A 23,986-nucleotide genomic window follows, 5' to 3' on the forward strand; every position below is an offset into this window, starting at 1 on the left:
TTGCTCATGCGGCGAGCCTAGCGGCTCGCGCAGACTGATTTATGCAACAACGCCATGCCAGACCACTGAGAGCAACACGCGCGTGCGCGCAAGATGGTGAAACTAGAGGTCAGGCTGCGGCCTGTTAATAAAAGTTAAGGTGACGAGGCGGAGGGGTGCAAAAAAAGGCTCCAGCAATCTGCCTTCAAGACCGGGACTGATGCAGGTGTGTTGCGCCTAGGGAGCGTACCGGAGCAGATTGATGGAGCAGCTTGTAGTTCGCTGATGCGAGTCTGGCCTGTCGAATCTATGCAGGGCGGACCTCATAAAACCTCACCTCATGTGCAAACAGAGGCGTCGCCTTGGTGTGCACCTGTGACACCACAAAACGGCAAGATCTGAAGTCAGTGAGGAAAAGCAGCGCCAGCAGGCTTGCAGCGTTAAGACCAAAATTCTGTACCGGCGGCTACACAGGGGCTACACGGAGCAAAAAAGAAGAAAAGCCCGCTATCGTTTAGATAGCGGGCTTTTCTTTATTTACTTGGTGCCGGAGACATGAATCGAACACGCGACCTTCTCATTACGAATGAGCTGCTCTACCGACTGAGCTACACCGGCGTTAGTCGAAAATTATAGCGCTTTTTCGTCCGCTTCCAGGTGGTAGCGGGTTACGCGTTCCACTTCGTTCTTGGATCCGAGGACGACGCTGACGCGTTCGTGGAGCTGGGTGGGCTGGATGTCCAGAATGCGCTCGCGGCCGTTGGTGGCCATGCCGCCGGCTTGTTCGATCAGCCAGCTCATGGGGTTGGCTTCGTACATCAGGCGCAGCTTGCCGGGCTTCAGTGGCTCGCGCTTGTCCCAGGGGTACATGAAGACGCCGCCGCGGCACAGGATGCGGTGTACGTCGGCGACCATGGCTGCTACCCAGCGCATGTTGAAGTCCTTCTGGCGCGGGCCTTCCTTGCCGGCCAGCACTTCGTCCACATAGCGCTTCACGGGTTCGTCCCAGTGGCGCATGTTCGACATATTGATGGCGAATTCCTTGGTGTCTTCAGGGATCTTGACGTTCTCTTCGACCAGCAAGAAGGAGCCTTGCTCGCGATCCAGGGTAAACATGGCAACGCCGTCACCCACAGTCAGCACCAGAGTGGTCTGGGGGCCGTAGATGCAGTAACCGGCGGCCACTTGCTGAGTGCCGGGCTGGAAGAAGTCGCTTTCATGAACGCCGGGGTGGCCTTCAGGCTTCTTGAGTACGCTGAAGATGGTGCCAATCGACATGTTGATGTCGATGTTGGATGAGCCATCCAGCGGGTCAAACATCAGCAGGTATTCGCCCTGAGGATAACGGTTGGGCACCACGTAGATGCCTTCCATTTCTTCGGAGGCCATGGCTGCCAGGTGGCCGCCCCATTCGTTGGCTTCGATCAGTGTTTCGTTGGCGATGATGTCCAGCTTTTTCTGCACTTCGCCTTGCACGTTTTCGCTGCCGGCCGTGCCCATCACGTCACCGAGTTCGCCCTTGTTCACGGCAAAGCTGATGCGCTTGCAGGCGCGGGCTACCACTTCCAGCAGCAGGCGCAGCTGGCCGGGAATGAGGCCGTCCACGCGTTGCTGCTCGACCAGGTAGCGGGTCAGGCTGATGTTCTTTTTCATGGTTCAACTCCTAAAAATACGAGCAGATGCGTTGATGGGGTGTGCATCTGCTAATGATCTGCATTTCAGTGCCCCTTGCGCTAAGCGGCGCAGGGGTACTTGTCAGTCCGCCAGCGCGCGGGTAATCACCTCGCGCACATCGTTGGACAGGTCGGTCTTGGCGGCTACGCGCTTAAGGGCTGTGCGGGCTGCGGCGCGGTAGGGCTCGGGCAGCTTTTTCCAGCGGTCCATCACGCGGGTGAGGCGGGCGGCAACTTGGGGGTTGAAGCCATCAATCTCGATCACGCGATCGGCCCAGAAGGCATACCCGGCGGCGTCGGCGCGGTGGAAGGCGCCAGCGTTGTTGCAGTAGCTGAAGATCAGGCTGCGTGCGCGGTTGGGGTTCTTGATCTGGAAGTCAGGGTGCTTCATCAGCGCCTGGACAGCGGGCAGCACATTGCCGCCGCGGTCGCTGGCAGCGCCTTGAAGGGCAAACCATTTGTCCAGCACCAGCGCATCGTTCTTGAACAGCGCATGAAAGCGTTGCAGTGCCTGCTCTGCCAAGGGGCTTGCGCTGTAGACCAGAGCAGCCAGAGCGGCCATGCGGTCGGTCATGTTGCCTGCATCCTTGCAGCGCTGGTAGGCCTTGCCGGGCCAGATGGTGTCACCTGTTTGAGCAGCATTCAGGCACAGCATGGAGAGGGCACGACCGGCGAGGGCGCGGCGGCCTGCGCTGACATGGTCAGGCGTGTAGGCACCGGTGTCGCGGTTGGCTTCCCATGTGGCTTCCCATTCGGGTTGCAGCGTGGTGGCCAGTTGCAAGATCATGGCTTCGCGCACGGCGTGCACGCGTTGCGGGTCGACCTCGGCCAGCTGTTCGGCGATGTAGCTCTCGGATGGGAGCGTGAGCACCAGGTCCTTGAACGCTGCGTCCAGCTTGTCATCTTGCAGCACGCGGCGCATGGCTTGCACAAAATCTGCGGGCAGAATTTCAGTGCCAGATTGGCCGCTAGCGCTTGCTGTATTAGCGGGAGCAGCTATAGACTTGAGAGCGTAGCGCAGACCCAGACGCTGGCTGGCTTCCCATTGGTTGAATGGGTCACTGTCGTGTGCCAGCAGGGTCAGCAGATCGGCATCGCTGAATTCGCAGTCCAGCACCACGGGGGCGCTGAAGCTGCGCAGCAGTGATGGGACAGGGGCTTCTGGCACGTTGGTGAAGACAAAGCTTTGTTCGGCTTCGGTCAGCACCAGCATGCGGCTGGCGCCTTGAGCAGCTTTCTCGCCTTGTAGTTGCAGCGCAATGGCTTGACCGGCAGCCGTGAGCAGGCCCATTTGCACGGGAATGACAAAAGGCAGCTTCTCGCTCTGGCCCACGGTGGGGGCGCAGCTTTGCGATAGCGTCAACGTGTAGGTCTGCGCGGCAGCGTCGTACTGGCCCACGGCCTTGAGCACGGGCGTGCCGGCTTGGCTATACCAGCGGCGGAACTGCTGCAGGTTCTGGGCCAACGCCGATTCGGGGTTGGCATCGGCAATGGCTTGCGAGAAATCGTCGCAAGTCACCGCGTGGCCGTCATGGCGCTCGAAGTACAGCTTCATGCCCTTGGCAAAGCCTTCGCGGCCTACCAGGTTGTGCTGCATGCGCACGACTTCCGCGCCCTTTTCGTAGATCGTGACCGTGTAGAAGTTGTTGATCTCGATATAGCTGTCGGGGCGCACGGGGTGAGCCATGGGGCCGGCATCTTCAGGGAACTGCACGGTGCGCAGCACACGCACATCGTCGATGCGCTTGACGGCCCGCGCCGATGCGGCACCCGCCATGTCCATGCTGAATTCCTGATCGCGGAAGACCGTGAGGCCTTCCTTGAGCGAGAGCTGGAACCAGTCGCGGCAGGTGACGCGGTTACCTGTCCAGTTATGGAAGTATTCGTGGCCGACGACGGATTCGATATTGGCGTAGTCGGTATCGGTGGCCGTAGCCTGGCTGGCCAGAACGTACTTCGTGTTGAAGATGTTCAGGCCCTTGTTTTCCATGGCGCCCATGTTGAAGTCGCTGGTGGCGACGATCATGAAGCGGTCCAGGTCAAGGCTCAGACCAAAGCGCGCCTCATCCCATGCCACAGAGTGCATGAGGGAGTTCATGGCGTGCTCGGTCTTTTCCAGATCGCCGGGGCGCACAAAGACTTGCAGCAGGTGCTCGTTGCCGGCACGGCTCTTGATCTTTTGCTCGCGGGCGACGAGGTTGCCAGCGACCAGTGCAAACAAGTAGCTGGGTTTTTTGTGCGGATCGACCCACTTGGCAAAGTGGCGGCCATCTTCCAGCTCACCGGACTCCACCAGATTGCCGTTGGACAGCAGCACCGGGTACTGAGCCTTGCTGGCGCGCAGTGTGACGGTGTACATGGCCATCACATCAGGGCGGTCCAGGAAGTAGGTGATGCGGCGGAAGCCTTCTGCTTCGCACTGCGTGAAGAACGTGTCCTCGCTCACATACAAGCCCATGAGCTTGGTGTTCTTGGCGGGGCAGCAGGTGGTGAAAATCTCCAGCTCTACAGGCTCATTGCCTTCGGGCAGGTTCTCCAGCACCAGCTGGTCGCCGTCCATCTTGAACGAGGTTCCACCGCCGTTGACCATGACACGGGCCAGATTCAGCTCGTCACCATCAAGGCGCAGAGCCTGAGCTGGCACATCGGGGTTGCGGCGCACGCGCATCTTGCTCAGCACGCGCGTCTTGGCCGGGTCCAGGTCAAAAGTCAGATCCACCGTGTCGATCCACCAGGCCGGAGCCTCGTAGTCGGCGCGGTAAATGGCGGTGGCCGGGGCTTGCCCGTCACGCAGTTGCAGCATATCGATTCCTTTCGAGGATCAGAGGCCTTGCTTGAGCGAGGCTTCGATAAACACATCCAGGTCGCCGTCCAGCACCTTCTGGGTGGCAGAGACTTCGACGTTGGTGCGCAAGTCCTTGATGCGGCTGTTGTCCAGCACATAGGAGCGGATCTGATGACCCCAGCCCACATCGGTCTTGGTGTCTTCGAGCTTTTGCTGCTCTTCCTGGCGCTTGCGCATCTCGTAGTCATACAGACGCGAGCGCAGGCGTTGCCATGCCACATCACGGTTGCTGTGCTGCGAGCGGCCATCCTGGCACTGCACCACGATGCCTGTGGGCATGTGGGTCAGGCGCACGGCAGAGTCGGTCTTGTTGATGTGCTGACCACCAGCGCCAGAGGCACGGTAGGTGTCGGTACGCACGTCAGACGGATTGATGTTGATCTCGATAGAGTCATCAATCTCGGGGTAGACGAACAGCGACGAGAAGCTGGTGTGGCGGCCGCCGGACGAGTCGAACGGGCTCTTGCGCACCAGGCGGTGCACGCCGGTTTCCGTGCGTAGCAGGCCATAGGCGTACTCGCCTTCCACCTTGATGGTCGCGCTCTTGATGCCGGCTACATCGCCCGGAGTCTCTTCTTCGACTGTCGCCTTGAAGCCTTTGCGCTCGGCGTACTTCAGGTACTGGCGCAGCAGCATGCTGGCCCAGTCACAGGCTTCGGTACCACCGGCACCGGCTTGAATGTCGATGAAGCAGTTCAGCGGATCGGCCTCACCACCGAACATGCGGCGGAACTCGAGTTCTTCGATCAGCGGCTTGAGCTTGGCGGTTTCGGCTTCGATGGTTTCAAGGCCGGCGTCATCGCCTTCTTCCTTGCTCATCTCGAACAACTCGGCGTTGTCAGCCAGCTCGGCGGTGAGCTTTTCCAGCGTCAGCACGACGTTGTCGAGCGACTTCTTTTCCTTGCCCAGCTCCTGTGCCTTTTTGGGGTCGTTCCAGACGGCAGGGTCTTCCAGCGAGGCGTTTACTGTGCGCAGGCGTTCGTATTTAGCATCGTAGTCAAAGATACCTCCGGAGATCTGCCGTGCGCTCGGACAGATCTTGGAGGGTGTTGCCGATAGAGTTGACGCGTTCTGCTTCCATGGTGAATCCGTAGTGTTCTTGTTGATAAATAACTGCTGATTTTCTCATGCCAAGGGGCTGCGGCGCTGCAATGGCCTTTGAGAGGGTTTTTACAGCGCCATTAGCGCGGTATTTTCAGGGACTGCAGCGTTTGTAACAGCTGCATCACTTTTATTCATAAGACCTGTTACCTCGGGTAACAAATCCTGCATAGAATTCTCAAAGCCTTGCTGAAGGCGTCTTCTCTCAATGGGTTCACCGCCTGTCTCTGCGCCTGCCGGTATCCGGCCTCACCGGTCGTCGGTTTCTTACTCCTCCCCCTCATGACATTCTTTCGCAATCTCAAGCTGGCTCATAAGCTGCTGGTGTCTTTTGTGTTTATCTTGCTGATCAGCGCGGTATCGGGCCTGTATGGGCTGGTTCAGATGGAGCGCGTCAACGCCACGGCCACAGATCTGACTCGCCAGTGGCTGCCCGCTGCGCGCACCTTGCAGGACATGCGCTACCAGCTGCAGCGCTACCGCTCGCAGACCATGCAGCATGTGATCGCGCAGACGACCGAGGAAATGGCGGCGTATGACAAAAGCATGCCCAGGCTGTGGGATGAGCTGCTGAAGAACCAGCAGGATTACGCCAAGTACATCAAGACCGATAAAGAGCGCGCGCTGCTGGCTGATGTGGGCAAGCAGCTGCAGAGCTATGCGGAGCAGACGGCCAAGGTGGTGAAGTATTCGCACCAGTTGCTCAGTGACGACGCTGGCGAGATTCTGCGTGGCGATGCGCTCAAGATCGTTCTCAACATTAACGCTCAGATTGATGAGCTGGCTGAGATCAATGCACAGGCCACCGAGGCCGCCAATCAGGCTGGCGATGACTTGTATGGCGCTGCCCGTTGGTGGGTTATCGCGCTGCTGCTGGGTGCCATGGCCACCGGCGTGACTCTGGCCGTGCTGATTGCACGCTCTATCTCGCGGCCGCTGGAGTCGGCAGTAGAGCTGGCGCAGTCTGTGGCGAAGGGCGATCTCAGCGGCCAGATCACAGTGCAAAGCAAGGATGAAATTGGCCAGCTGCTGCAGGCGCTCAAGGATATGAACACCAGCTTGCAGCGTATTGTGGGGCAGGTGCGTCAGGGTACGGACTCCATCGCCTCGGCCAGCAGCCAGATTGCCAGCGGCAATCAAGATCTGTCTTCACGCACCGAAGAGCAGGCCAGTTCGCTGGAGCAGACTGCGGCCTCCATGGAAGAGCTGACCTCTACCGTGCAGCAAAACGCGGGCAATGCCCAGCAGGCCAATCAGCTGGCCGCTGCTGCATCGCAGGTCGCCGTGCGTGGCGGTGCCACGGTGGCGCAGGTGGTGCAGACCATGTCGGCCATCAATGATTCATCGCGCAAGATTGTGGACATCATTGGCGTGATTGACTCCATCGCCTTTCAGACCAATATTCTTGCGCTGAATGCGGCGGTGGAGGCGGCACGTGCTGGCGATCAAGGTCGCGGCTTTGCCGTGGTGGCGTCTGAAGTGCGTACGCTGGCCCAGCGCTCGGCCGAGGCAGCCAAGCAGATCAAGCAGCTGATTGATGACTCTGTTGCCAAGGTCCAAGAGGGCGGCAATCAGGTCGATGAGGCGGGCAGAACCATGGACGAAATCGTGATGAGCGTGCGCCGCGTCACCGACATCATGGGTGAGATCTCGGTGGCCAGCCACCAGCAAACCTCGGGCATTGAGCAAGTGACGCAAGCCGTCACGCAGATGGATCAGATGACCCAGCAAAATGCCGCGCTGGTGGAAGAAGCCGCTGCAGCGACGGATGCCTTGCGCGGACAGGCGGCAGCGCTGGCCGAGACCGTGAGCTTCTTCAAGCTCGATGCACAGGCCATGCCGGCTCTGGCACCAACTGCCCATTTTCGCCAAGCAACCGTTCGAGTGATGGCACCTGCGCAGGCCCGGCCATCTATCAAGCCTGCTGGTAAAGCAGCAGCCAGCCCGGTGGCTTTGTCCGCCAGCAAGCCGGTTGCCAAGCCCAAACCCGGCAGCACAACGGCAGGTGATGACGAATGGGAGACTTTTTAAGGTCGAAGCCGAGGGCTTGTGAGCCTAGCGCTGCAGCCGCTTGCGGCGCAGCGCGCGCTCCCAGAGCTCAAACCCCAGTTCGCTGATGAGCGCCAGCCCGGCGGCGGGCAGGGCGCCTGCCAGCATCAGCGCGCTGTCGTTCAGGGCCAGGCCGGTAACGATGCGCTCTCCCAGTCCGCCAGCGCCAATAAAGGCGGCAATGGTGGCCGTGCCAATCGCAATGGCGCAGGCGGTGCGTATGCCCGCAGTGATCGTTGGCATGGCAATGGGCAGCTCAATCCATCGCATCAGCGTAGTGCGGGACATGCCCAGCGCCAGCCCGGCGTTGCGCAGTCCGGGTGAGACTTCAGCCAGACCCGCGCAGGTATTGCTCAAAATGGGCAGTATGGAATAGGCCGTTAATGCCACCAGTGCGGGTGCGCGTCCAATAGCGCCCATCGCCGCAATCAGCACGGCCAACAGGGCCAGCGAGGGAATGGTCTGCATGACCCCCGCCGCCCCCAGCGCCAGCGCCCGCAGCCGGGTATGCGGAAACAGCGCAATGCCTGCTGGCACAGCAATCAGCACCGCAATGCCCACTGAAACCAGCACCAGCAGCAGGTGCTGCCCAGTCAGCCGCCACAAGTCATCGGCCACCAGCCGTTGCCAAAGCTGGCTTGCAAAGCTGCGGGTCTGATGCTGGGCCGATGAGGGCTGCGCTGCACCGCTGGTGAACTGGCGGGCAATGCTGGAAAAGCTCTGGCCCTGCAACTCAGCCTGCGCGTTCATCTGAATCATCTGCGCTTCATTGATGCGGCCTTGCAATGACTGCAGCGCGGCCCATGCGGCGGGCTGGCGCTGGGGTAGGTCAGCGCGGTACAGCAGCACGGCGTCGTAACGCGGAAAGTAGGCCTTGTCGTCTTGCAGCACCTGCAGCTTCAGAAAATCAATCTTGGCATCTGTGGTGTAGATGTCCATCAGGTCAATGTGCTGCTGAGAAATGGCTTCATAGGCAATGCCGTGGTCCAGCCCCTTGGGCGTGGCGCTGAGCTGGTAGCGCTGAGCCAGCCCTTTCCAGCCATCGGCGCGGCCCATGAATTCGTTGGACAGGCCGTAGCGCAGCTCGGGGTGGCGGGCCAGATCGCTGAGCTGGCTAATGCCCAGCTTGCGTGCCGTGTCGCGGTGCATGGCTAGCGCATAGCCGTTGTTAAAGCCCAGCGGCACGCTCGCCGCAAATCCCATGGGCGCGAGGGCGCGGTTTAGCTCGGCCAGATTGCTGTGCGCTGGGTCTTTGATGATTTCCTGCGCAATGGTGCCGGTGTACTCAGCATAGACATCAATCTGGCCCGAGCGCAGGGCCTCATAAACGATGGCGGTATTGCCTAGCCCTTGGCGCAGCTGCGTTTTGACGCCTGCGCTCTGCGCGGTCTGGGCCAGTATTTCGGCCAGGATATAGGACTCGGTAAAGCGTTTGGAGCCCACGCGCAGCGGCTCAGTGGATGGCGTTTGTGCAGAGACTAGCGAGGAAATCAGCAGGCACCATGCGGCCAGAGCGATGGTCAGCAGTCGATGGGCAAGCTTCATCGGGCCACTATAGCAAGCCGGTCTGGCGGGTTTGATGCTATTAATAGAGAAGCTGCTTGCGCCTTATTTATATTGATTTTGAATAGTTTTGTATTTGAACTGAATGCAAATCCAGCGCAAGCAGCTTCCTGATTGATAGCGGTAGGAGCATCCAGGAAAAATGAAAACCCCGCAGCCATCGGCATGCGGGGTCGCTTTCAAGCGCTGGCTGAAACTTAGCCGCCGCGTGTCACCGGCACTTCGGCGTTCTTGCCGTAGCTGCCGTACTTGCCCAGTTCCCACTTGGCAATGGCGTTGCGGTGTACTTCATCCGGGCCGTCGGCAAAGCGCAGTGTGCGCGCTGCCGCGTAGGCATAGGCCAGAGGGAAGTCATCACACATGCCGCCGCCGCCGTGCACTTGCATGGCCCAGTCGATGACCTCGCAGGCCATGCTGGGTGCGACCACCTTGATCATGGCGATCTCGGTGCGGGCTACCTTGTTGCCAGCCACGTCCATCAGCCAGGCGGCTTTGAGTGTCAGCAGGCGGGCCATGTCGATCTTGCAGCGCGCCTCGGCAATGCGTTCTTGCGTCACGGTCTGCTGGGCCACGGTCTTGCCAAAAGCGGTGCGGCTGCTGGCGCGCTTGCACATCAGCTGCAGCGCACGCTCGGCCAGACCGATGAGGCGCATGCAGTGGTGAATGCGGCCTGGGCCAAGGCGACCCTGAGCGATTTCAAAGCCACGGCCCTCGCCCAGCAGGATGTTGCCCACGGGCACCCGCACGTTTTCAAAATACATCTCCATGTGGCCGTGGGGCGCATCGTCATAGCCCATCACGTTCAGCGGGCGAACGATGCGAATGCCCTTGGCATCAGCCGGGATGATGATCATGCTCTGCTGAGAGTGCCTGGCGGCCTCGGGATCGGTCTTGCCCATGGTGATGTAGACCGCGCAGCGTGGGTCGCCAGCACCGGAAATCCACCACTTGTGGCCGTTGATGACGTATTCGTCGCCCTGGCGTTCGATGCGGGTGCAGATATTGGTGGCGTCTGACGAGGCTACTTCGGGCTCCGTCATGGCGAAGGCGGAGCGAATCTTGCCCTCCAGCAGAGGCTTGAGCCAGCGGTCTTTCAGCTCGGCACTGCCGTAGCGGGCAATGGTTTCCATATTGCCGGTGTCGGGCGCCGAGCAGTTGAAAACTTCAGAGGCCCAGGGCACGGCACCCATGATTTCGGCCAGCGGTGCGTATTCCTGGTTGGTCAGGCCTGCTCCGTGGTAGCCCGAGGCTTCGGCGCTGTCTACGGGCAAAAACAGGTTCCACAGGCCGGCGGCCTGGGCCTTGGGCTTGAGCTTTTCAATGGTCTCAAGTGGCGTCCAGCGCTTGCCGGCGGCGGTGTTGGCCAGCAGTTCGGCGGCATAGTCTTTCTCTGCCGGGTAAATGTATTCATCCATGAACTTGAGCAGGCGTTGCTGCAGGTCCTTGGTCTTGGGCGCGTAGTCGAAGTCCATGAGTGCTCCTTGTTATCAGACGAAAAAATGTCGTGGTTAAAAACTTAGCTGCGCTGGGCGAAGGACCAGGCCAGCTCAGCCATGGGGCGGGCGGTGTCGCCAGAGGCCTTGGCCTGGGCGCTGGAGGCCGTTCCGGCTTCCACGCGCTTGGCAATGCCTTGCAAAATCGCCGCGATGCGGAACATGTTGTAGGCCAGGTAAAAGTTCCAGTCGCGGTGCAGCGTGGCGATGTCTTGCAGGTCCGTGCGTTCGCAGTAACGGCGGATGTAATCGGCCTCGGCAGGAATGCCTAAAGCGGCAATATCCAGCCCCGCAATGCCACGGCCCAGCTCGGCCGGGATATGCCAGCTCATGCAGTGGTAGCTGAAGTCGGCCAGTGGGTGGCCCAGCGTGGACAGCTCCCAGTCCAGCACGGCGATCACGCGCGGCTCGGTGGGGTGGAACATCAGGTTGTCCAGCCGATAGTCGCCATGCACGATGGAGACGCGGCTCTCATCTCTGGCGCTGGCGGGCATGTTGGCGGGCAGCCATGCCATCAGCTGGTCCATCTCGGGAATGGGCTGGGTGACGGAGGCGACGTATTGCTTGCTCCAGCGGCCAATCTGGCGCTCGAAATAGTTGCCGCTCTTGCCATAGTCGGCCAGACCCTGATCGGCAAACTTCACGCTGTGCAGGGCCGCAATCACGCGGTTCATCTCGTCATAAATCTCGGCGCGCTGCTCGGGCGTCATGCCGGGCAGGGACTGATCCCAGAGTACGCGGCCCTCCATAAATTCCATGATGTAGAAGGCGCGGCCCATGATGGATTCGTCCTCGCACAGCGCATACATGTGCGGCACGGGCACATCGGTGCCAGCCAGACCCTTCATCACGCGGTACTCGCGCTCAATCGCATGAGCCGAAGGCAGCAGCTTGGCCACCGGGCCGGGCTTGGCACGCATCACATAACTTTTGCCGGGCGTGACCAGCTTGTAGGTGGGGTTGGACTGGCCACCCTTGAACATCTCAACCTGCAGCGGCCCCTCAAAGCCCTGGACATGCTGACTTAGCCAGGCGGTCATCACCTCGATATCAAAAGCATGCTGATCTGACACCGCGCGGGTGCCGACGAAATGGTCAAAAGTGCTCATGCAGGTTCAATCCTTTGTTCGATTTGTGGTGGCCAAGGCGCAGCCCGCCACGCGCCACGAAAGGTGCAGCGAGCGAATGCGTGAAGGAGAAGAGAGGGGCAGAACGCCCGGAAAGCCTGATTGGTCGAATGCAACCAAGGCAAAAGAGTCTGTCAGCGTGCGCTGAACTTTAAAACTGGCGCAACCTAGGCCAGGGATGCCAAGCAAGAGCCGTCTCGCAGCGATGGCATCGTCCCCCTCCCGCAAAGCGAGAGAGGGGGAAGCCGCAAAGCGGCTCAGGGGGAGTCCTAATGATCCGTATCGGCAATCCGCAGCAGCGTAGCCCGGTCGCGCACGATCAGACCGCCCGGTTCGATGCGAATCACATCCTCGCGCTCCATGGACTTGAGTTCCTGATTCACACGCTGGCGCGATGCACCCAGCAGCTGTGCCAGCTCTTCTTGCGCCAGATGCAGACCGATGCGAATCTCGCTGCTGTCCGACAGGCTCATCACGCCATAGCTGCGTGTGAGGTGCAGCAACTGCTTGGCCAGACGCGCACGCAGCGGCAAAGTGTTGAGGTCTTCCACCAGACCGTAGAGCTGGCGAACCCGGCGCGCGTTCAGGCGCAGCATGGCTTCGGAGAACTCCACATGCTGGGAAAGAATGCGCTTGAAGTCCGCCTTGGAGACGCACATCAGCGTGGTCTCGCCATGGGCATAGGCATCGTGCGTGCGTTTGTCGCCGTCCAGGATCGCCACATCGCCGAACCAGATGCCCGGCTCCACATAGGTCAGCGTGATCTGCTTGCCCGTGATGGAGGTGGAGCTGACTCGCACCGCACCACGTGCGCAGGCAATCCACTCCTCGGGCGGTTCGCCGCGAGCGCAGATGAGCATTCCATCTTTGTATCGTTTGACGTAAGCGCATCGAAGAATGTCGTGCCGCAAAGAGGGCGAAAGGGATGAAAACCAGCGACCAGAGTTGATCGCCTCACGTTCTTCAATACTAAGAATTGGTTCGTCCATGTTCTGTCTTATGCGTGACTGGTAACCGGCCCATTGTCGCGTGTGGGACCGGTGCTGCAGGGGTTGTAAGGCTCAGGGTTGTCACCTGTGCGTCCACTTGTACTGCGAAGTGGGCTTGCGCCAATGCAGAAAACCCAGATCGAGAGGGGCTTCTCGGGCTGCCTGAAACAGAAATGCCCGCAGGCAGCGGGCATTCGGAGTTTTAAATAGAAATAGCTGCTAGCGCTTGTATATCAAGCGCTAGCAGCTATTGTTTTGGGAGTTTTGACGCTTTTAAACAGCTGCCTGCATGCGCTCCAGCAAGTGCTTGGCAGCCGCTTCCGGGTCTGCGGCGTTGACCAAAGCGCGTACCACGGCGATGGAACCCACACCTGTGGCGCGTACGGCGGGGAACATGTCTTCAGAGATACCGCCAATCGCGACCAGCGGGTACTGCTTCATCAAACGCACATAAGCGGCCAGACGCGCCAGACCTTGGGGTGCCGTGGCCATCTTTTTGAGCGTGGTGGGGAAGACCGCGCCCAGCGCGATATAGCTGGGCTGCACGGCATGGGCGCGCACCATTTCGGCGTAACCGTGGGTAGAGACGCCAAAGCGCGTGCCCGATGTGCGAATGGTCTCCAGATCACGATGACCGATCACATCCAGGTCTTCTTGCCCGACGTGGATGCCGTAGGCACCCGCATCCAGCGCGGCCTGCCAATGGTCGTTGATGAACAGATGTGCGCCGGTGTCCTTGACCGCATCGACAGCGGCCTTGATCTCGCGGGCTACAGCGGCTTTGTCATCGGACTTGAAGCGCAGTTGCACCGTGGGCACGCCAGCGCGGGCCATGCGGCCCACCCATTCGGCAGTGGGTAGCACGCCATACAGGCCCAGATTGCGCGGGCAGTGGGCAAAGGCCTGCGCGGGGTCAGCGCCACTCAGGCCAAAGTCACGCGGCTCATCGGGCCAGTGCGTGACGTCGAACTGGTTGGTGCGCTCGCTCTGGCGCTGCCAGGCTTGAGCCAGAGTCTCCGCATCCACGGCAATAAAGCCCAGCGCACTGCAGGCCTCAAGCGCGGCCAGATAGGCGGGCTCGCCACGCAGCGCAGGCGGCACGGGCTGAGGTGTCAGTTCGACCGAGTTGGCGTCGTGGTGCAACTGCGCGCCAAAGGCCGCGCCATGCTGGTGAATGAGGGCTTGTGCCAGTGCCTGAATTTCTGCGGAGTCCATGATGGCGGCCTTTATTCCTGATGCCAGAAAGGGGTGCCGAGCACGGGGGTGCTGGGCTGGGCGGAGTTCTGCTCGGCCATGGCACCTGCGCGGTGTGCGGCGTGACCGGCGTTGACGGCATCCGAGAAGGCTCCGGCCATGGCCACGGGGTCTTCAGACAGAGCGACGGCGGTGTTCAGCAAAACGGCGTCATAACCCCACTCCATCACCGTGCAGGCATGCGATGGGCGGCCCAGACCGGCATCCACAATCAGCGGCACCTTCAGGCGCTCGCGCAGCATTTGCATGGCGTAGGGGTTGACGGGACCACGGCCCGTGCCAATGGGCGCGGCCCAGGGCATGACGGCCTGGCAGCCCACATCCACCAGCTTTTGGCACAGCACCAGGTCGTAGGTGGTGTAGGGCAGCACCTGAAAACCGTCCTTGATGAGGATGGAGGCGGCTTCGACCAGGTTCAGCGTATCGGGCTGCAGCGTGTAGTCGTCGCCGATCAGCTCGAGCTTGATCCAAGGGGTGTCAAACACTTCACGGGCCATCTGGGCCGTGGTGACGGCTTCTTGAATCGTCATGCAGCCAGCGGTATTGGGCAGCACGGGCACGTTCAGCTTGCGCAGCAGCTCCCAGAAACTGGCACCGTTTTCGGCGGCATCGGCCGTATTGCTGCCCTGGCGGCGCAGCGAAGCGGTGACCATGGCGGGCTTGGAGCGCTCAACAGCTGCTTCCAGAATCGCTGGCGATGGATAGCGCGAAGTGCCCAGCAGCAGGCGGCTTTCAAAGCGCTGGCCGTAGAGAACCAGTGCGTCGTCGGTAGTCTTGGTGTTCATGATTTGTTCTTGTTGGTTTTAGCCGCCGGTAACGGGGGAGATGACTTCCATCTTGTCGCCCTCGTTGAGCGTGTGAGCGGCGTACTGCGTCTTGGGCACAAAAATCGTATTGACCGCCACGGCAAATGGGGGCTTGGCCTGCATTTGCGCCAGCGCATCGGCCACTGTGGCGTTGGCTTGCAGGTCGGTGGCTTGCTGGTTGAGGGTGATCTTCATGGCTTTACAACGAAAAAATAGGCTGGCGCTAACTTAAACCCCTGCGCCGCATTGCTTGTGCGCGCTGCGGGTGCAAGTGCTGTGCGCCAAAGTTCAGGCTCGGTGGATTGCGACATCAAATTCGCGGGCCAGTGGCGAGTCATTGTGGTCCACCAGCTCCAGCACCACGTCCAGCATGGCGGGCGAGATCATGAAGCCGTGGCGGTACAGGCCATTGACTTCCATGGTGCGCGGGGCCATCAGGCGTATGGCGGGCAGATTATCGGGCAGGGTGGGGCGGCACTGGGTGGCGATCTCCACAATCCGGCCTTCGGCAAAGCCGGGGTGCACGGTGTAGGCGGCAGAGAGCAGCTCCAGCGTCGAGCGCACGCTGGCGGGCGACATATCGTCGGACTCGATCTCGGTGGCGCCAATGACGAACAGGTGATCTTCCTTGGGCGCGATATAGATGGGGTAGCGCGGATGAATCAAACGCGTGGGGCGGGCCAGCGTGACTTCAGGCGCATGAATACGCACCACCTCGCCGCGAATGCCGCGCAAATCCTTCCACTGCGTGCGGGCGCCCAGACCCCGGCAATCAAACACAAAGTCGGGCTGACCCGCTTCGCCGGGGCGGAAGTCGCTCAACTCGCGCGGGCTGTCCCAGTGCAGGTTAACGCCCAGAGCGGTGAGCTTTTCCACCAGCGCAGCCAGCAGCTGGCGGTTGTCCAGCTGACCTTCGCCGGGCAGGTACACGGCCTGGTTGAAGCGGCCTTGCAGCGCGGGCTCGCACTCCTGCAGCGCAGCGCCCGTTTTTTCTTCCATGGCCGGCAGGCTGGGGTTGATGCGGCGGTTTTTCTCCAGCAGGCCGAAAAAGCGTGCGGCATCGCTCTGATCCTGGCGGTGCCAGAGAATCAGCGTGCCGTTTTGCTGCAGAAACACCGGCTGGTTCAATTGACCGATCAGCTCAGGCCAGCGGTTCAGCGCGTGCTGGCCCATGCGCACCACGCCGGGCTCGGTAATGGCCGACTCGGCCAGCGGCGCCAGCATGGCAGCGGCCACGCGTGCGGCAGCGCCATCGCCTTGCGGGCCATGGGCGTCATAGAGATCAATGGAGTGACCGCGCTGGGCCAGCGCCAAGGACAGGAGGCGACCCATGAGGCCGCCGCCCAGAATGGCGATCTTTGAAGAAGCTTGTAGCAATGACATGTGCAATTCGTTTTTCAGCCTTGCACATGAACCCCAGCCATGTGCAGGACAAAACGCGGCATGCCTTGCAGCTTGTGAAACTCCCCACGCCAGCATGATCTGGATCGGGTGCAGAGGGCATGGCCCTCAGGGTGTTTCTCAGTCCGCGCAGGCAGTTTTGCCTGAAGGACACCCCTGTTTCGTCCGTCGGGCATTACAGCACAACCGTAAACACCGCGCATTGATCATGCGCATGGGCGATAATTTTTCTCCATGACAGTGACTGCTTCTTCCCCCATCTCCGGCTCCCCCCAAAAACGCTATGCGCGCGTGCTCTCCATCGCTGGCTCGGACAGCGGCGGCGGTGCCGGCATTCAGGCCGACCTCAAGACCTGCGCGGCTCTGGGCTGCTATGGCATGACGGCCATTACCGCCATCACCGTGCAGAACACGCTGGGCGTGACTGGGATTCACGGCATTCCGCTCAACACCGTGCGCGACCAGATTGATGCCGTGGTGAGCGACATTGGCGTGGATGCGGTCAAGATCGGCATGCTGGCCACGCCTGAGGTGGTGAGTGTGGTGGCCGATGCCATTCGCCGTCACCAGCTCACCAATGTGGTGCTGGACCCGGTGATGGTGGCCACCAGCGGCGACCGTCTGATTGTTCCGGAGACAGCGCAGGCGTTGGTCAAGGAGCTGTTCCCGCTGGCCACGGTCATCACCCCCAATCTGGACGAAGCCGCATTGCTGCTGGGCCGCAGCATTGATGGCATTCCGGCACTGGATGCCGCGGTGGCAGATTTGCTCGCCTTGGGCGCGCCGTCAGTGCTGCTCAAGGGCGGGCACCTGAATGGCGATGTGGTCATGGATGTACTGGGTCTGGAGGGTCAGTCTGCCAGCGACTATCTGCGTTTGCAGTCGCAGCGCATCGTGACCCACAACGGCCACGGCACGGGCTGCACGCTGTCGTCGGCCATTGCCTCATTCCTGGCGCAGGGCCTGCCGCTGGCGCAGGCGGTGACCGAGGCGCGCCGCTATATTCTGGGCGCGATTGCGGCAGGTGCTGACGTCTATACCGGCCACGGCCATGGCCCGTTGAACCACGGCTACGCACCGCGTGCGCAGCGGATTGTGCAAGGCTGATTTCTCTCTAAAGCGAAAAGGCCTGCATTGCAGGCCTTTTGTCTGTTCTGTCTGTTTTGTCCGGGTGGACGCTGGCTTACCAGCCCCAGACCAGGCTCTTGGCGACCCAGCCGCTCTGGCCGTTGCTGCGCTGCACCTGGGCCCAGCTGCCTTGCTTTTTCAGCGTCTGCAGCACCTCGTACTGCTTGAGCTGGCCCACGCGGCCGTGCTTTTGGCCGGGGCCTGAGCGCAGATTGGCTGTGCGCGCCGTCACCACCATATGCGGGCTCTTGCTGGTCAGCGGGGCGTGGACCCAGCCCAGCGTGGCTTCATAGTCTTTGACGCGCAGCCACTGGCTTTTGCGCTGGGTGACTTGCAGCGGGTAGCCCTTGCTCAGCTCCCACTGGGTGGAGGAGCGGGTGCTGGGCTTTTCGCGCACGTTCACGCTATTGCCCTTGATGCTGACGAACTCCTGCGCCTGGGCGGCGGCGGGCATCAGGCTGGTGCTGAGGGCGGTCAGTGCAATGAAGGCTGAACTGGCGGCGGAGGTCGCCGCCTTACGGATCCAGGTGGCTGTGCGGCTTGGGTTACAGAGCACGGGGCAGATTCTCCTTTTCTTGCTGAAAGTGGTTCTAACCCGCATCAGACTTGCGTAGGTAGCTATAGTTCCTGTAGAAAGCTGACAGGGGCTGAACAGGGTAGAACCCGGAAAGGATGCTCATGATCAAGTTGTGGAGCCTGCTGGCAGTGGCTGCCTCTTTGTCCACGCCGCTTGAGGCGGCGACACCGTCCGGGACGGCTGTGCCGGGCGCTCAGCGGGGTTCGGGAGCGTTGAGTGCTGATGTGAAGTCGCTCGGCCCCTTGCTGCTGCAGGCCGCCCGCGACGGCGATGCCGTCAAGGTGCGCCAGTTGCTGAGCCAGGGCGCCGAGGTGGATGTGCAGGATGGGCAGGGCAATACGCCGCTGCTGCTGGCCACTGCGGCTAACCATATCGAGGTGGCGCGCTCATTGCTGCTGCATGGTGCCAGCCCCAATCTGAAGAACCAGATGCAGGACAGCGCCTATCTGCTGGCCGGCGCGCAGGGGCGGCTGGAGATTGTGCGCATGACGCTCTCTTACGGCGCTGACCTTAAAAGCACCAACCGCTATGGCGGCACAGCCCTGATTCCGGCCTGCGAGCGCGGCCATGTGGAGACGGCGCTGGCGCTGATCAAGGCCGGTGTGGATGTGAACCACGTTAACCGGCTGGGCTGGACTTGTCTGGTGGAAGCCGTGGTGCTGAGTGACGGTGGCCCGCGCCATCAGGCCATCATCAAAGCGGTGATTGAGGCCGGGGCTGATCTGAACCTGCCCGATAAAGATGGGGTGACGGCACTGGCCCATGCCCGCCAGCGCGGCCAGAAGGCAGTGGCGCAGTTGCTTCAGGCGGCTGGCGCAAAGTAATCAAGCCGAAACGGCTGCAAGCGCTTGATTGATATGCGCTTGCAGCCATGTTTTTTGAGACTCAAGCCTGCACGGGTTGACCGCTGTGCTGCAGCTGGCGGGTGGCTACAGCGGCGGTAAACGTCAGCACCAGCGTAGGCAGGGCCGAGCCCATGGCTGTCGTCACATAAGGCAGCAGGTGGTAGAAGGCGATGCCCAGCACCCAGATGGCCACGGCATCCCAGCGCACAGCGGGTGCGTCACGCATCAGCTCTACAGCATTGGTGCCAAAGGCCAGACGTCCTAGCATCACGCCAAACAGCGGCACAAAGCAGGAGCTGAGCAGCAGCAAAAATGGCTCAAGGCTATGCATGGGCAGCACCATGGCCAGACCGGTGCACAGCGCTGCAATCAGCAGGCCCCAGCGGCGAATGCTCCACGCGGGCAAGATGCTGTGGGCCGACATGGCACCCGAGTAAGCATCGCCATAGGCGTTGTCCACCTCATCCAGCAAAATCAGCGACAGGGCGATAAGGCCGCCCTGGGCCAGCAGCAGGGCGGTGACCAGGTCTTCGCTGGGCAGCGTGAGCGCCACCAGCACACCCAGCGAATAGCACCAGATATTGGCCAACGCAAAACCCGTCCAGGCACCGGTCAGCGCAGATTTGCCACTTTTGCCGTGGCGGGCGTAGTCGGCCACCAGCGGCAGCCAGCTAATCGGCATGGCAATCACCAGGTCCACGGCGCTGAGCATGCTCATGCCGCCTGTGCCTTCGCGGCTCATCAGCGTAGCGAAGCCAGTGGTGCTGGCCATGGCGAGGAACTGCCAGCTCAGCCACAGCAGCGACACAATCACCAGCGGCAGCGCAACGCGCGAGATGATGCGGCGCACCAGCGTGGTCATGTTGCCGCTCATCAGCAGCAAAATCACGCTGCCCCAGATCAGCGTGGCCAGCCAGGGCCAGTAAGCCGCCGTCATGGCGCCGCTTTGCTTGCCCAGCGCCACGGTGGCATCGCGCATCACCACCAGCTCGAAGCTGCCCCAGCCCAGCAGCTGAATGATGTTCAGAAAAATCGGCAGGCGCGCAAAGTTGCGGCCATAAACGCTGTGCATCAGCCCCGCGCTTGAAAGGCCGCTGTCGCAGCCCAGTTTGCCCACCCAACCCAGCAGGCCCGCGCCGACGACGGAGCCCAGACCAATCGCCATCAGCGCCTGTACGGGGCTGAGCGCGGGCAGCAGATAGGCACCCATCTGCATGACCAGCAGGCCCACGCCCAGACTGAACCACAGCGAGGCATGGTCGCGCCAGACAAAGACGCGATCTTGCGCGGCCACGGGGGCCAAGGCCTGATTGGCCGGTGTTGAAGAGGAAGAATTCATGAATGCTCCGCCAGAAAAACGAAGCAGGGGCCGTGTGGGTTGCGCAGATAGCTATTGAAGTCATAGCGTGCCGCGGCATGACACCTTGGACAGCTTCCCTGCGCGAGGATGATCTCGGGCAGAGCCAGTGGCTCTGCGCAATCAGGTTCAAAGGGACTCTCTCAGCCTTGACTTGTTGTCGTCAGGACACCCCTAGCGAGGGCGATTGTGCCAGAGAAGGCTGTGCGAGCCCCTTGGCCGCTGGTCAAAGCTGTGTTGCAAATACTTGCAAACAAAGAGAGCGATGTTTAACCCCGTTGGCGCTGCTGCTGCGTTTCAGTGGATGACAAGTCTGTCGTCACTGAATTTTCAGGAGAGTACGTTCATGTTTTCTAATCGCAGTACCGCTCAACCTATCGCTCAAACCACCACTCAACCCTCTCACGGCTTTTCTATGACGCGCAGCCATCTGCTGCGTGCGTCATTGATCTGTACCTTGCTCGCCGCCAGCGTGGGTAGCGCCAGTGCGTGGATGCGTGGCAATGAGCGCCACCGGGTGGCGGATATCAGCATCGTTGAACGCGCCACGGGCCGCGTGCTGCCGCTTTACGCCTTTGAGGGCGAACTGTGGGTGGCGGGCCGCCCCGGTGCCAACTATGCGGTGCGCGTTCGCAGCCTGGAAGATCGCCGCATCATGGCGGTCATCAGCGTCGATGGTGTCAATGCCGTCAACGGCAAGACGGCCAGCTCGCGTGCTGAAAACGGCTATGTACTGGATGCGGCAGACAGCTATGACGTGACAGGCTGGCGCAAGAGCAACGAGAGCGTCGCAGCGTTTTACTTCTCGCAAAGCGATATGTCCTATGCCAGCCGTACGGGTCGCCCCAGAGATGTGGGCGTGATTGGTGTGGCGCTGTACCGTGAAAAGCTGCCAGAGCCCGTTGCCTATGAAGGCCCGGTCTATGAGTCTGCGTCGAGCGCCAGGGCTACTGCAGAGCCTTCTGCCGCAGCTGCTGATGTGGCTGCACCGAATGCCGCAAGCAAGAGCAGCATGGCCAAGCGTGCGCCGTCAGCCGCACCTTCACCTGCGCCATCGCTGGGCACGGGCCATGGCGCGGTAGAGAACTCTCAGGTTAGCCAGACCGCGTTTGAAGCGGACACGAATAGTCCCCGCCGCGTGGTGCGTATCCGCTACGACAGCTATGAGAACTTGGTAGCCAAGGGTGTGATTCGTGAGCCCCGGCCACGCCCGCCGGTCACCCGCTCGCCAAGCCCCTTTCCCGCTGACTCAGGTTTTGTGCCTGATCCACCCCGCAACTAACCACTGCTGAAACAGGAGCGTAGAGACATGCCCGCGAAATTTGCATAATCGCGGTCATGTCCGAACAGCCGCTGGCGCCATCTGCCATCCTTGATGAGGTCCTGATGCAAAGCTATGCAGCAGGGCAGGCCGCAGCGTTTGAGCAGCTGTATGGCCGCCACCGGCTGCGCATGTGGCGCTATTTTTATCGCAACACGGGCGATGGGGCGCTGGCCGATGATCTGGCCCAAGACCTGTGGTTTGCGGTGGTGGACAACGCTGCGCGCTATGAGGTGCGCAGCAAGTTCACGACTTGGCTGTTCACCATGGCGCACCACCGGCTGGTCGATCACTGGCGCAGGCAGCGGCCCGGCGTCAGCCTGTCAGCAGATACGGAAGAGTCCATGCGGCTGGCCGATAGTCTGTTTGCCGCCTCGGGCTTTGAGCCTGATCACCAGCTTGATCGCCAGCTGATGGCGCAGGCCCTGCTGGCCGCGCTGGCGCAGTTGCCCACCGAGCAGCGCGAGTGTTTTTTATTGCAGGTGGAGGCCGATATGACGGTGGCCGAGATTGCCCATGCCACCGGCGTGGCCGAAGAAACGGCGAAAAGCCGCCTGCGCTATGCGCGTGCCAAGCTGCGTGCGGCGCTGGAGGAACTGGCATGAGCATCACCCCTGAATCAGAGCAAGGCAGCAAGCCCGATGTGCTGCGCGAGCTGTATCAGCAAGCCGTGGCCGATGACCGTGGCCCCAGTGCGCAAAGCAGTGCCGCCATACTGGCCCGCGCCAAACAGCGCGCAGCCGACGCCTCGCAAGAGAGCGCAAAACCACAGAGCCAGCCTGCCGTCAACGACCGCTTCTGGCTGCGCCACGCGCTGGGCGGGCTGGCTGCTGTCGGGCTGGTCGGCTGGCTGATGCTGCAGCACGCCGCTTGGTGGGATGGATCCGACAAAGGCATTGGCGTGGAGCCGGACACACGCCCCGCTGTGGTGGCTGAACCGGCTGCGCCAGCGCCTGCGTTATCCCCCGAGCCAAGCCCGGCAGCTACAGATGCTGCAGCGGCAGATGCCGGTCAATCGGTTGCCGCAGAAGTCGCACCGGCAGTCAACAAGGGGGGGCGCTCGGCATCAATGGCTCAAAAATCAAAGGAAAATTGGGCTGAAGCGCTTGAGGATAAAGCGCCAGCAGCTATGGATACAGAAGCAAAAGTGCAAGCGCCCGTGCGAGAACAGGCTGCACCAGCTCTAGCAAACGCTACGCCTCCCATGGCCGCACCAGCGCCATCCATCGCGCCATCCATGGAGCGCTCGGCAAGAATGGCGCCAACTGCCAAGGCGCGTGCTTCCAGTGTGGGTGAGGCAACACCGCATACCGCTGAAAAATCGCTTGCAACTGCAGATATTGCACCGCAGCAAAACCCTGAAGTTCAGGCGAAATTACCTCTGTGCCCGCTGGTCGATGACGCTCAGGACCGAAAAATCGGCGCGAATGGCGATGCCCCAAAGGATGAAAAATCAGCGGCAGGCACCGCGTTGAAGCCACCCAATTGCCGCCCGCGCAAGGCCAGTGAAAAGCGCCAGGACAAGCCTGAGAAGGCGCCTGAAGCTACGGAATCTGTAGCAGACCCAGTGCAATAAGCACCGCAACAGGCATAAAAAAAGCCCGCTTGACGCGGGCTTTGGTGATGGTCTAGCCAGTTCTTTTCAGGACTGGCGTAAGAGCATGTTACTGGACTTTTGCGTTTTTGCGCAGCTGATCCTGGAATTGTTGCAGCTTTGTTTGTTGCAGTTGCTGCATGATCTGAGGCTTGACGTCTTCAAACTTGGGCATTTCAGCCTGACGCTCGTCATCCATGCGGATGATGTGCCAGCCAAACTGGCTCTTCACGGGGACTGCAGTCAGTTCGCCCTTTTTGAGCTTGATCAGCGCTTCGGTGAACTCGGGCACGTAGTTGTTGGGGTTGGCCCAGTCCAGATCGCCACCACGGGCACCCGATCCGGGGTCCTTGGATTCCTTCTTGGCGATTTCTTCAAAGCTCTTGCCAGCCTTCACTTCAGCAATGATGGCCTTGGCGCGGTCTTCGGACTCGACCAGGATATGGCTGGCCTTGTATTCCTTGCCGCCATTGGCTTCCACGAACTTGTCGTACTCGGCCTTGGCTTCGGCATCGGTCACGGGGTTCTTCTTCTGGAAGTCTTCAAACAGTGCACGGATCAGCACGGTCTGGCGTGCCATTTCCATCTGCTGCTTGTAGGCGTCAGAGGCGGCCAGGCCACGGCGGCTGGCTTCTTGCATGAAGATTTCGCGGGCGATGACTTCGTCCTTGATCATCTTGTCCATCTCGGGGGCGATGGGCTGGCCGCTGGCTTCGATTTGTGCCTTCAGCGCGTTGACGCGGGCCAGAGGAACGGCCTTGCCATTGACGATGGCCACGTTTTGTGCCGATGCGGACAGGGCGGCAAAGCCCAGAACTGCGGCGCCCACCATGCGGGCCATTTGCTTTTGATTCATGCTCATTCGAGTCTTGATTGAAAAAAGT

At 61.0% G+C, this 23,986-nt stretch carries 20 protein-coding genes, 1 tRNA gene and 1 riboswitch; of the genes, 6 read left to right on the forward strand and 15 right to left on the reverse strand.

What is annotated here, in order from left to right:
* Positions 1 to 521: 521 nt before the first annotated feature.
* The 4 genes from RSF91_RS13560 to prfB form a co-directional block, all read right to left on the reverse strand.
* Positions 522 to 597, reverse strand: a tRNA-Thr gene (locus RSF91_RS13560).
* Positions 598 to 609: 12 nt separating this feature from the next.
* The gene (locus RSF91_RS13565) at positions 610 to 1,632 is read right to left on the reverse strand and encodes a class 1 fructose-bisphosphatase (protein WP_099737315.1); all 1,023 of its coding nucleotides are present in this window, start codon (positions 1,630 to 1,632) and stop codon (positions 610 to 612) included.
* Positions 1,633 to 1,734: 102 nt separating this feature from the next.
* Complete coding sequence (gene pepN / locus RSF91_RS13570; RefSeq protein WP_332568913.1) at positions 1,735 to 4,455, reverse strand: aminopeptidase N; 2,721 nt, start codon at positions 4,453 to 4,455, stop codon at positions 1,735 to 1,737.
* An 18-nt stretch (positions 4,456 to 4,473) separates the two neighbouring features.
* A protein-coding gene (gene prfB, locus RSF91_RS13575; protein WP_099737313.1) for a peptide chain release factor 2 occupies positions 4,474 to 5,578 on the reverse strand; the annotation gives its coding sequence in 2 pieces (ribosomal slippage) (positions 4,474 to 5,496 and positions 5,498 to 5,578; 1,104 coding nt in all).
* 302 nt (positions 5,579 to 5,880) lie between these two features.
* On the opposite strand from prfB, the gene RSF91_RS13580 reads away from it, so the two are divergent.
* Complete coding sequence (locus RSF91_RS13580; protein WP_332568914.1) at positions 5,881 to 7,629, forward strand: methyl-accepting chemotaxis protein; 1,749 nt, start codon at positions 5,881 to 5,883, stop codon at positions 7,627 to 7,629.
* 24 nt (positions 7,630 to 7,653) lie between these two features.
* Here RSF91_RS13580 and RSF91_RS13585 read toward each other — a convergent pair whose 3' ends face one another.
* The 8 genes from RSF91_RS13585 to RSF91_RS13620 form a co-directional block, all read right to left on the reverse strand.
* A complete protein-coding gene (locus tag RSF91_RS13585) occupies positions 7,654 to 9,192 on the reverse strand; it encodes an ABC transporter permease/substrate-binding protein (RefSeq protein ID WP_332568915.1) in 1,539 nt (512 codons plus the stop codon).
* Between the two features lie 215 nt (positions 9,193 to 9,407).
* Complete coding sequence (locus RSF91_RS13590; RefSeq protein WP_332568916.1) at positions 9,408 to 10,682, reverse strand: acyl-CoA dehydrogenase family protein; 1,275 nt, start codon at positions 10,680 to 10,682, stop codon at positions 9,408 to 9,410.
* 44 nt (positions 10,683 to 10,726) lie between these two features.
* The gene (locus tag RSF91_RS13595; RefSeq protein WP_332568917.1) at positions 10,727 to 11,812 is read right to left on the reverse strand and encodes a phosphotransferase; all 1,086 of its coding nucleotides are present in this window, start codon (positions 11,810 to 11,812) and stop codon (positions 10,727 to 10,729) included.
* A gap of 287 nt (positions 11,813 to 12,099) precedes the next feature.
* Entirely contained in the window at positions 12,100 to 12,819 is a 720-nt protein-coding gene (locus RSF91_RS13600; protein WP_099737308.1) for a Crp/Fnr family transcriptional regulator, read from the reverse strand.
* 273 nt (positions 12,820 to 13,092) lie between these two features.
* Positions 13,093 to 14,034: a thiamine phosphate synthase gene (thiE, locus tag RSF91_RS13605; protein ID WP_332568918.1), complete on the reverse strand. Its 942-nt coding sequence runs from the start codon at positions 14,032 to 14,034 to the stop codon at positions 13,093 to 13,095.
* A gap of 11 nt (positions 14,035 to 14,045) precedes the next feature.
* Positions 14,046 to 14,858 carry a thiazole synthase gene (locus RSF91_RS13610; protein WP_332568919.1) on the reverse strand — a complete coding sequence of 271 codons (813 nt, stop codon included), beginning with the start codon at positions 14,856 to 14,858 and terminating at the stop codon, positions 14,046 to 14,048.
* Positions 14,859 to 14,876: 18 nt separating this feature from the next.
* Positions 14,877 to 15,074 (reverse strand): sulfur carrier protein ThiS, encoded by a 198-nt coding sequence (thiS, locus tag RSF91_RS13615; RefSeq protein ID WP_332568920.1) that lies wholly within the window; start codon positions 15,072 to 15,074, stop codon positions 14,877 to 14,879.
* A 93-nt stretch (positions 15,075 to 15,167) separates the two neighbouring features.
* On the reverse strand, positions 15,168 to 16,262 hold the full coding sequence (locus RSF91_RS13620; RefSeq protein WP_332568921.1) for an FAD-dependent oxidoreductase: 1,095 nt from the start codon (positions 16,260 to 16,262) through the stop codon (positions 15,168 to 15,170).
* 64 nt (positions 16,263 to 16,326) lie between these two features.
* A riboswitch (TPP riboswitch) is annotated at positions 16,327 to 16,448 on the reverse strand.
* Positions 16,449 to 16,514: 66 nt separating this feature from the next.
* Between RSF91_RS13620 and thiD the strand changes: the two genes are divergently transcribed.
* The gene (thiD, locus tag RSF91_RS13625; protein ID WP_332568922.1) at positions 16,515 to 17,387 is read left to right on the forward strand and encodes a bifunctional hydroxymethylpyrimidine kinase/phosphomethylpyrimidine kinase; all 873 of its coding nucleotides are present in this window, start codon (positions 16,515 to 16,517) and stop codon (positions 17,385 to 17,387) included.
* Between the two features lie 76 nt (positions 17,388 to 17,463).
* Here thiD and RSF91_RS13630 read toward each other — a convergent pair whose 3' ends face one another.
* Positions 17,464 to 17,964 (reverse strand): SH3 domain-containing protein, encoded by a 501-nt coding sequence (locus RSF91_RS13630; protein ID WP_332568923.1) that lies wholly within the window; start codon positions 17,962 to 17,964, stop codon positions 17,464 to 17,466.
* Positions 17,965 to 18,080: 116 nt separating this feature from the next.
* On the opposite strand from RSF91_RS13630, the gene RSF91_RS13635 reads away from it, so the two are divergent.
* Positions 18,081 to 18,809 (forward strand): ankyrin repeat domain-containing protein, encoded by a 729-nt coding sequence (locus tag RSF91_RS13635; RefSeq protein WP_442878854.1) that lies wholly within the window; start codon positions 18,081 to 18,083, stop codon positions 18,807 to 18,809.
* Positions 18,810 to 18,870: 61 nt separating this feature from the next.
* On the opposite strand, the gene RSF91_RS13640 is transcribed toward RSF91_RS13635, so the two are convergent.
* Positions 18,871 to 20,169 (reverse strand): purine-cytosine permease family protein, encoded by a 1,299-nt coding sequence (locus RSF91_RS13640; protein WP_332568925.1) that lies wholly within the window; start codon positions 20,167 to 20,169, stop codon positions 18,871 to 18,873.
* Between the two features lie 364 nt (positions 20,170 to 20,533).
* Here RSF91_RS13640 and RSF91_RS13645 point away from each other — a divergent pair, with 364 nt between their 5' ends.
* The 3 genes from RSF91_RS13645 to RSF91_RS13655 are packed head-to-tail and all read left to right on the forward strand — an operon-like array spanning position 20,534 to position 23,084.
* Positions 20,534 to 21,469 carry a hypothetical protein gene (locus tag RSF91_RS13645; RefSeq protein ID WP_332568926.1) on the forward strand — a complete coding sequence of 312 codons (936 nt, stop codon included), beginning with the start codon at positions 20,534 to 20,536 and terminating at the stop codon, positions 21,467 to 21,469.
* 56 nt (positions 21,470 to 21,525) lie between these two features.
* The gene (locus tag RSF91_RS13650) at positions 21,526 to 22,113 is read left to right on the forward strand and encodes a sigma-70 family RNA polymerase sigma factor (protein WP_332568927.1); all 588 of its coding nucleotides are present in this window, start codon (positions 21,526 to 21,528) and stop codon (positions 22,111 to 22,113) included.
* Positions 22,110 to 23,084 (forward strand): hypothetical protein, encoded by a 975-nt coding sequence (locus RSF91_RS13655; protein WP_332568928.1) that lies wholly within the window; start codon positions 22,110 to 22,112, stop codon positions 23,082 to 23,084. The genes RSF91_RS13650 and RSF91_RS13655 overlap by 4 nt, the downstream gene beginning before the upstream one ends.
* An 88-nt stretch (positions 23,085 to 23,172) precedes the next feature.
* On the opposite strand, the gene RSF91_RS13660 is transcribed toward RSF91_RS13655, so the two are convergent.
* Entirely contained in the window at positions 23,173 to 23,964 is a 792-nt protein-coding gene (locus tag RSF91_RS13660; RefSeq protein WP_442878855.1) for a peptidylprolyl isomerase, read from the reverse strand.
* Positions 23,965 to 23,986: the final 22 nt, after the last annotated feature.

Source organism: Comamonas sp. (genome assembly GCF_036643215.1).
Taxonomy (GTDB): Bacteria; Pseudomonadota; Gammaproteobacteria; order Burkholderiales; family Burkholderiaceae_C; genus Comamonas.

Coding starts and splice junctions, on each gene's coding strand:
- RSF91_RS13610 (WP_332568919.1), bottom strand. CDS start 14,858: ATGAACACCAAGACTACCGACGACGCACTGGTTCTCTACGGCCAGCGC.
- RSF91_RS13645 (WP_332568926.1), top strand. CDS start 20,534: ATGTTTTCTAATCGCAGTACCGCTCAACCTATCGCTCAAACCACCACT.
- thiS (WP_332568920.1), bottom strand. CDS start 15,074: ATGAAGATCACCCTCAACCAGCAAGCCACCGACCTGCAAGCCAACGCC.
- RSF91_RS13585 (WP_332568915.1), bottom strand. CDS start 9,192: ATGAAGCTTGCCCATCGACTGCTGACCATCGCTCTGGCCGCATGGTGC.
- pepN (WP_332568913.1), bottom strand. CDS start 4,455: ATGCTGCAACTGCGTGACGGGCAAGCCCCGGCCACCGCCATTTACCGC.
- RSF91_RS13565 (WP_099737315.1), bottom strand. CDS start 1,632: ATGAAAAAGAACATCAGCCTGACCCGCTACCTGGTCGAGCAGCAACGC.
- RSF91_RS13600 (WP_099737308.1), bottom strand. CDS start 12,819: ATGGACGAACCAATTCTTAGTATTGAAGAACGTGAGGCGATCAACTCT.
- RSF91_RS13590 (WP_332568916.1), bottom strand. CDS start 10,682: ATGGACTTCGACTACGCGCCCAAGACCAAGGACCTGCAGCAACGCCTG.
- RSF91_RS13620 (WP_332568921.1), bottom strand. CDS start 16,262: ATGTCATTGCTACAAGCTTCTTCAAAGATCGCCATTCTGGGCGGCGGC.
- RSF91_RS13580 (WP_332568914.1), top strand. CDS start 5,881: ATGACATTCTTTCGCAATCTCAAGCTGGCTCATAAGCTGCTGGTGTCT.
- RSF91_RS13640 (WP_332568925.1), bottom strand. CDS start 20,169: ATGAATTCTTCCTCTTCAACACCGGCCAATCAGGCCTTGGCCCCCGTG.
- RSF91_RS13635 (WP_442878854.1), top strand. CDS start 18,081: ATGCTCATGATCAAGTTGTGGAGCCTGCTGGCAGTGGCTGCCTCTTTG.
- thiD (WP_332568922.1), top strand. CDS start 16,515: ATGACAGTGACTGCTTCTTCCCCCATCTCCGGCTCCCCCCAAAAACGC.
- RSF91_RS13655 (WP_332568928.1), top strand. CDS start 22,110: ATGAGCATCACCCCTGAATCAGAGCAAGGCAGCAAGCCCGATGTGCTG.
- RSF91_RS13650 (WP_332568927.1), top strand. CDS start 21,526: ATGTCCGAACAGCCGCTGGCGCCATCTGCCATCCTTGATGAGGTCCTG.
- RSF91_RS13660 (WP_442878855.1), bottom strand. CDS start 23,964: ATGAGCATGAATCAAAAGCAAATGGCCCGCATGGTGGGCGCCGCAGTT.
- RSF91_RS13595 (WP_332568917.1), bottom strand. CDS start 11,812: ATGAGCACTTTTGACCATTTCGTCGGCACCCGCGCGGTGTCAGATCAG.
- thiE (WP_332568918.1), bottom strand. CDS start 14,034: ATGGACTCCGCAGAAATTCAGGCACTGGCACAAGCCCTCATTCACCAG.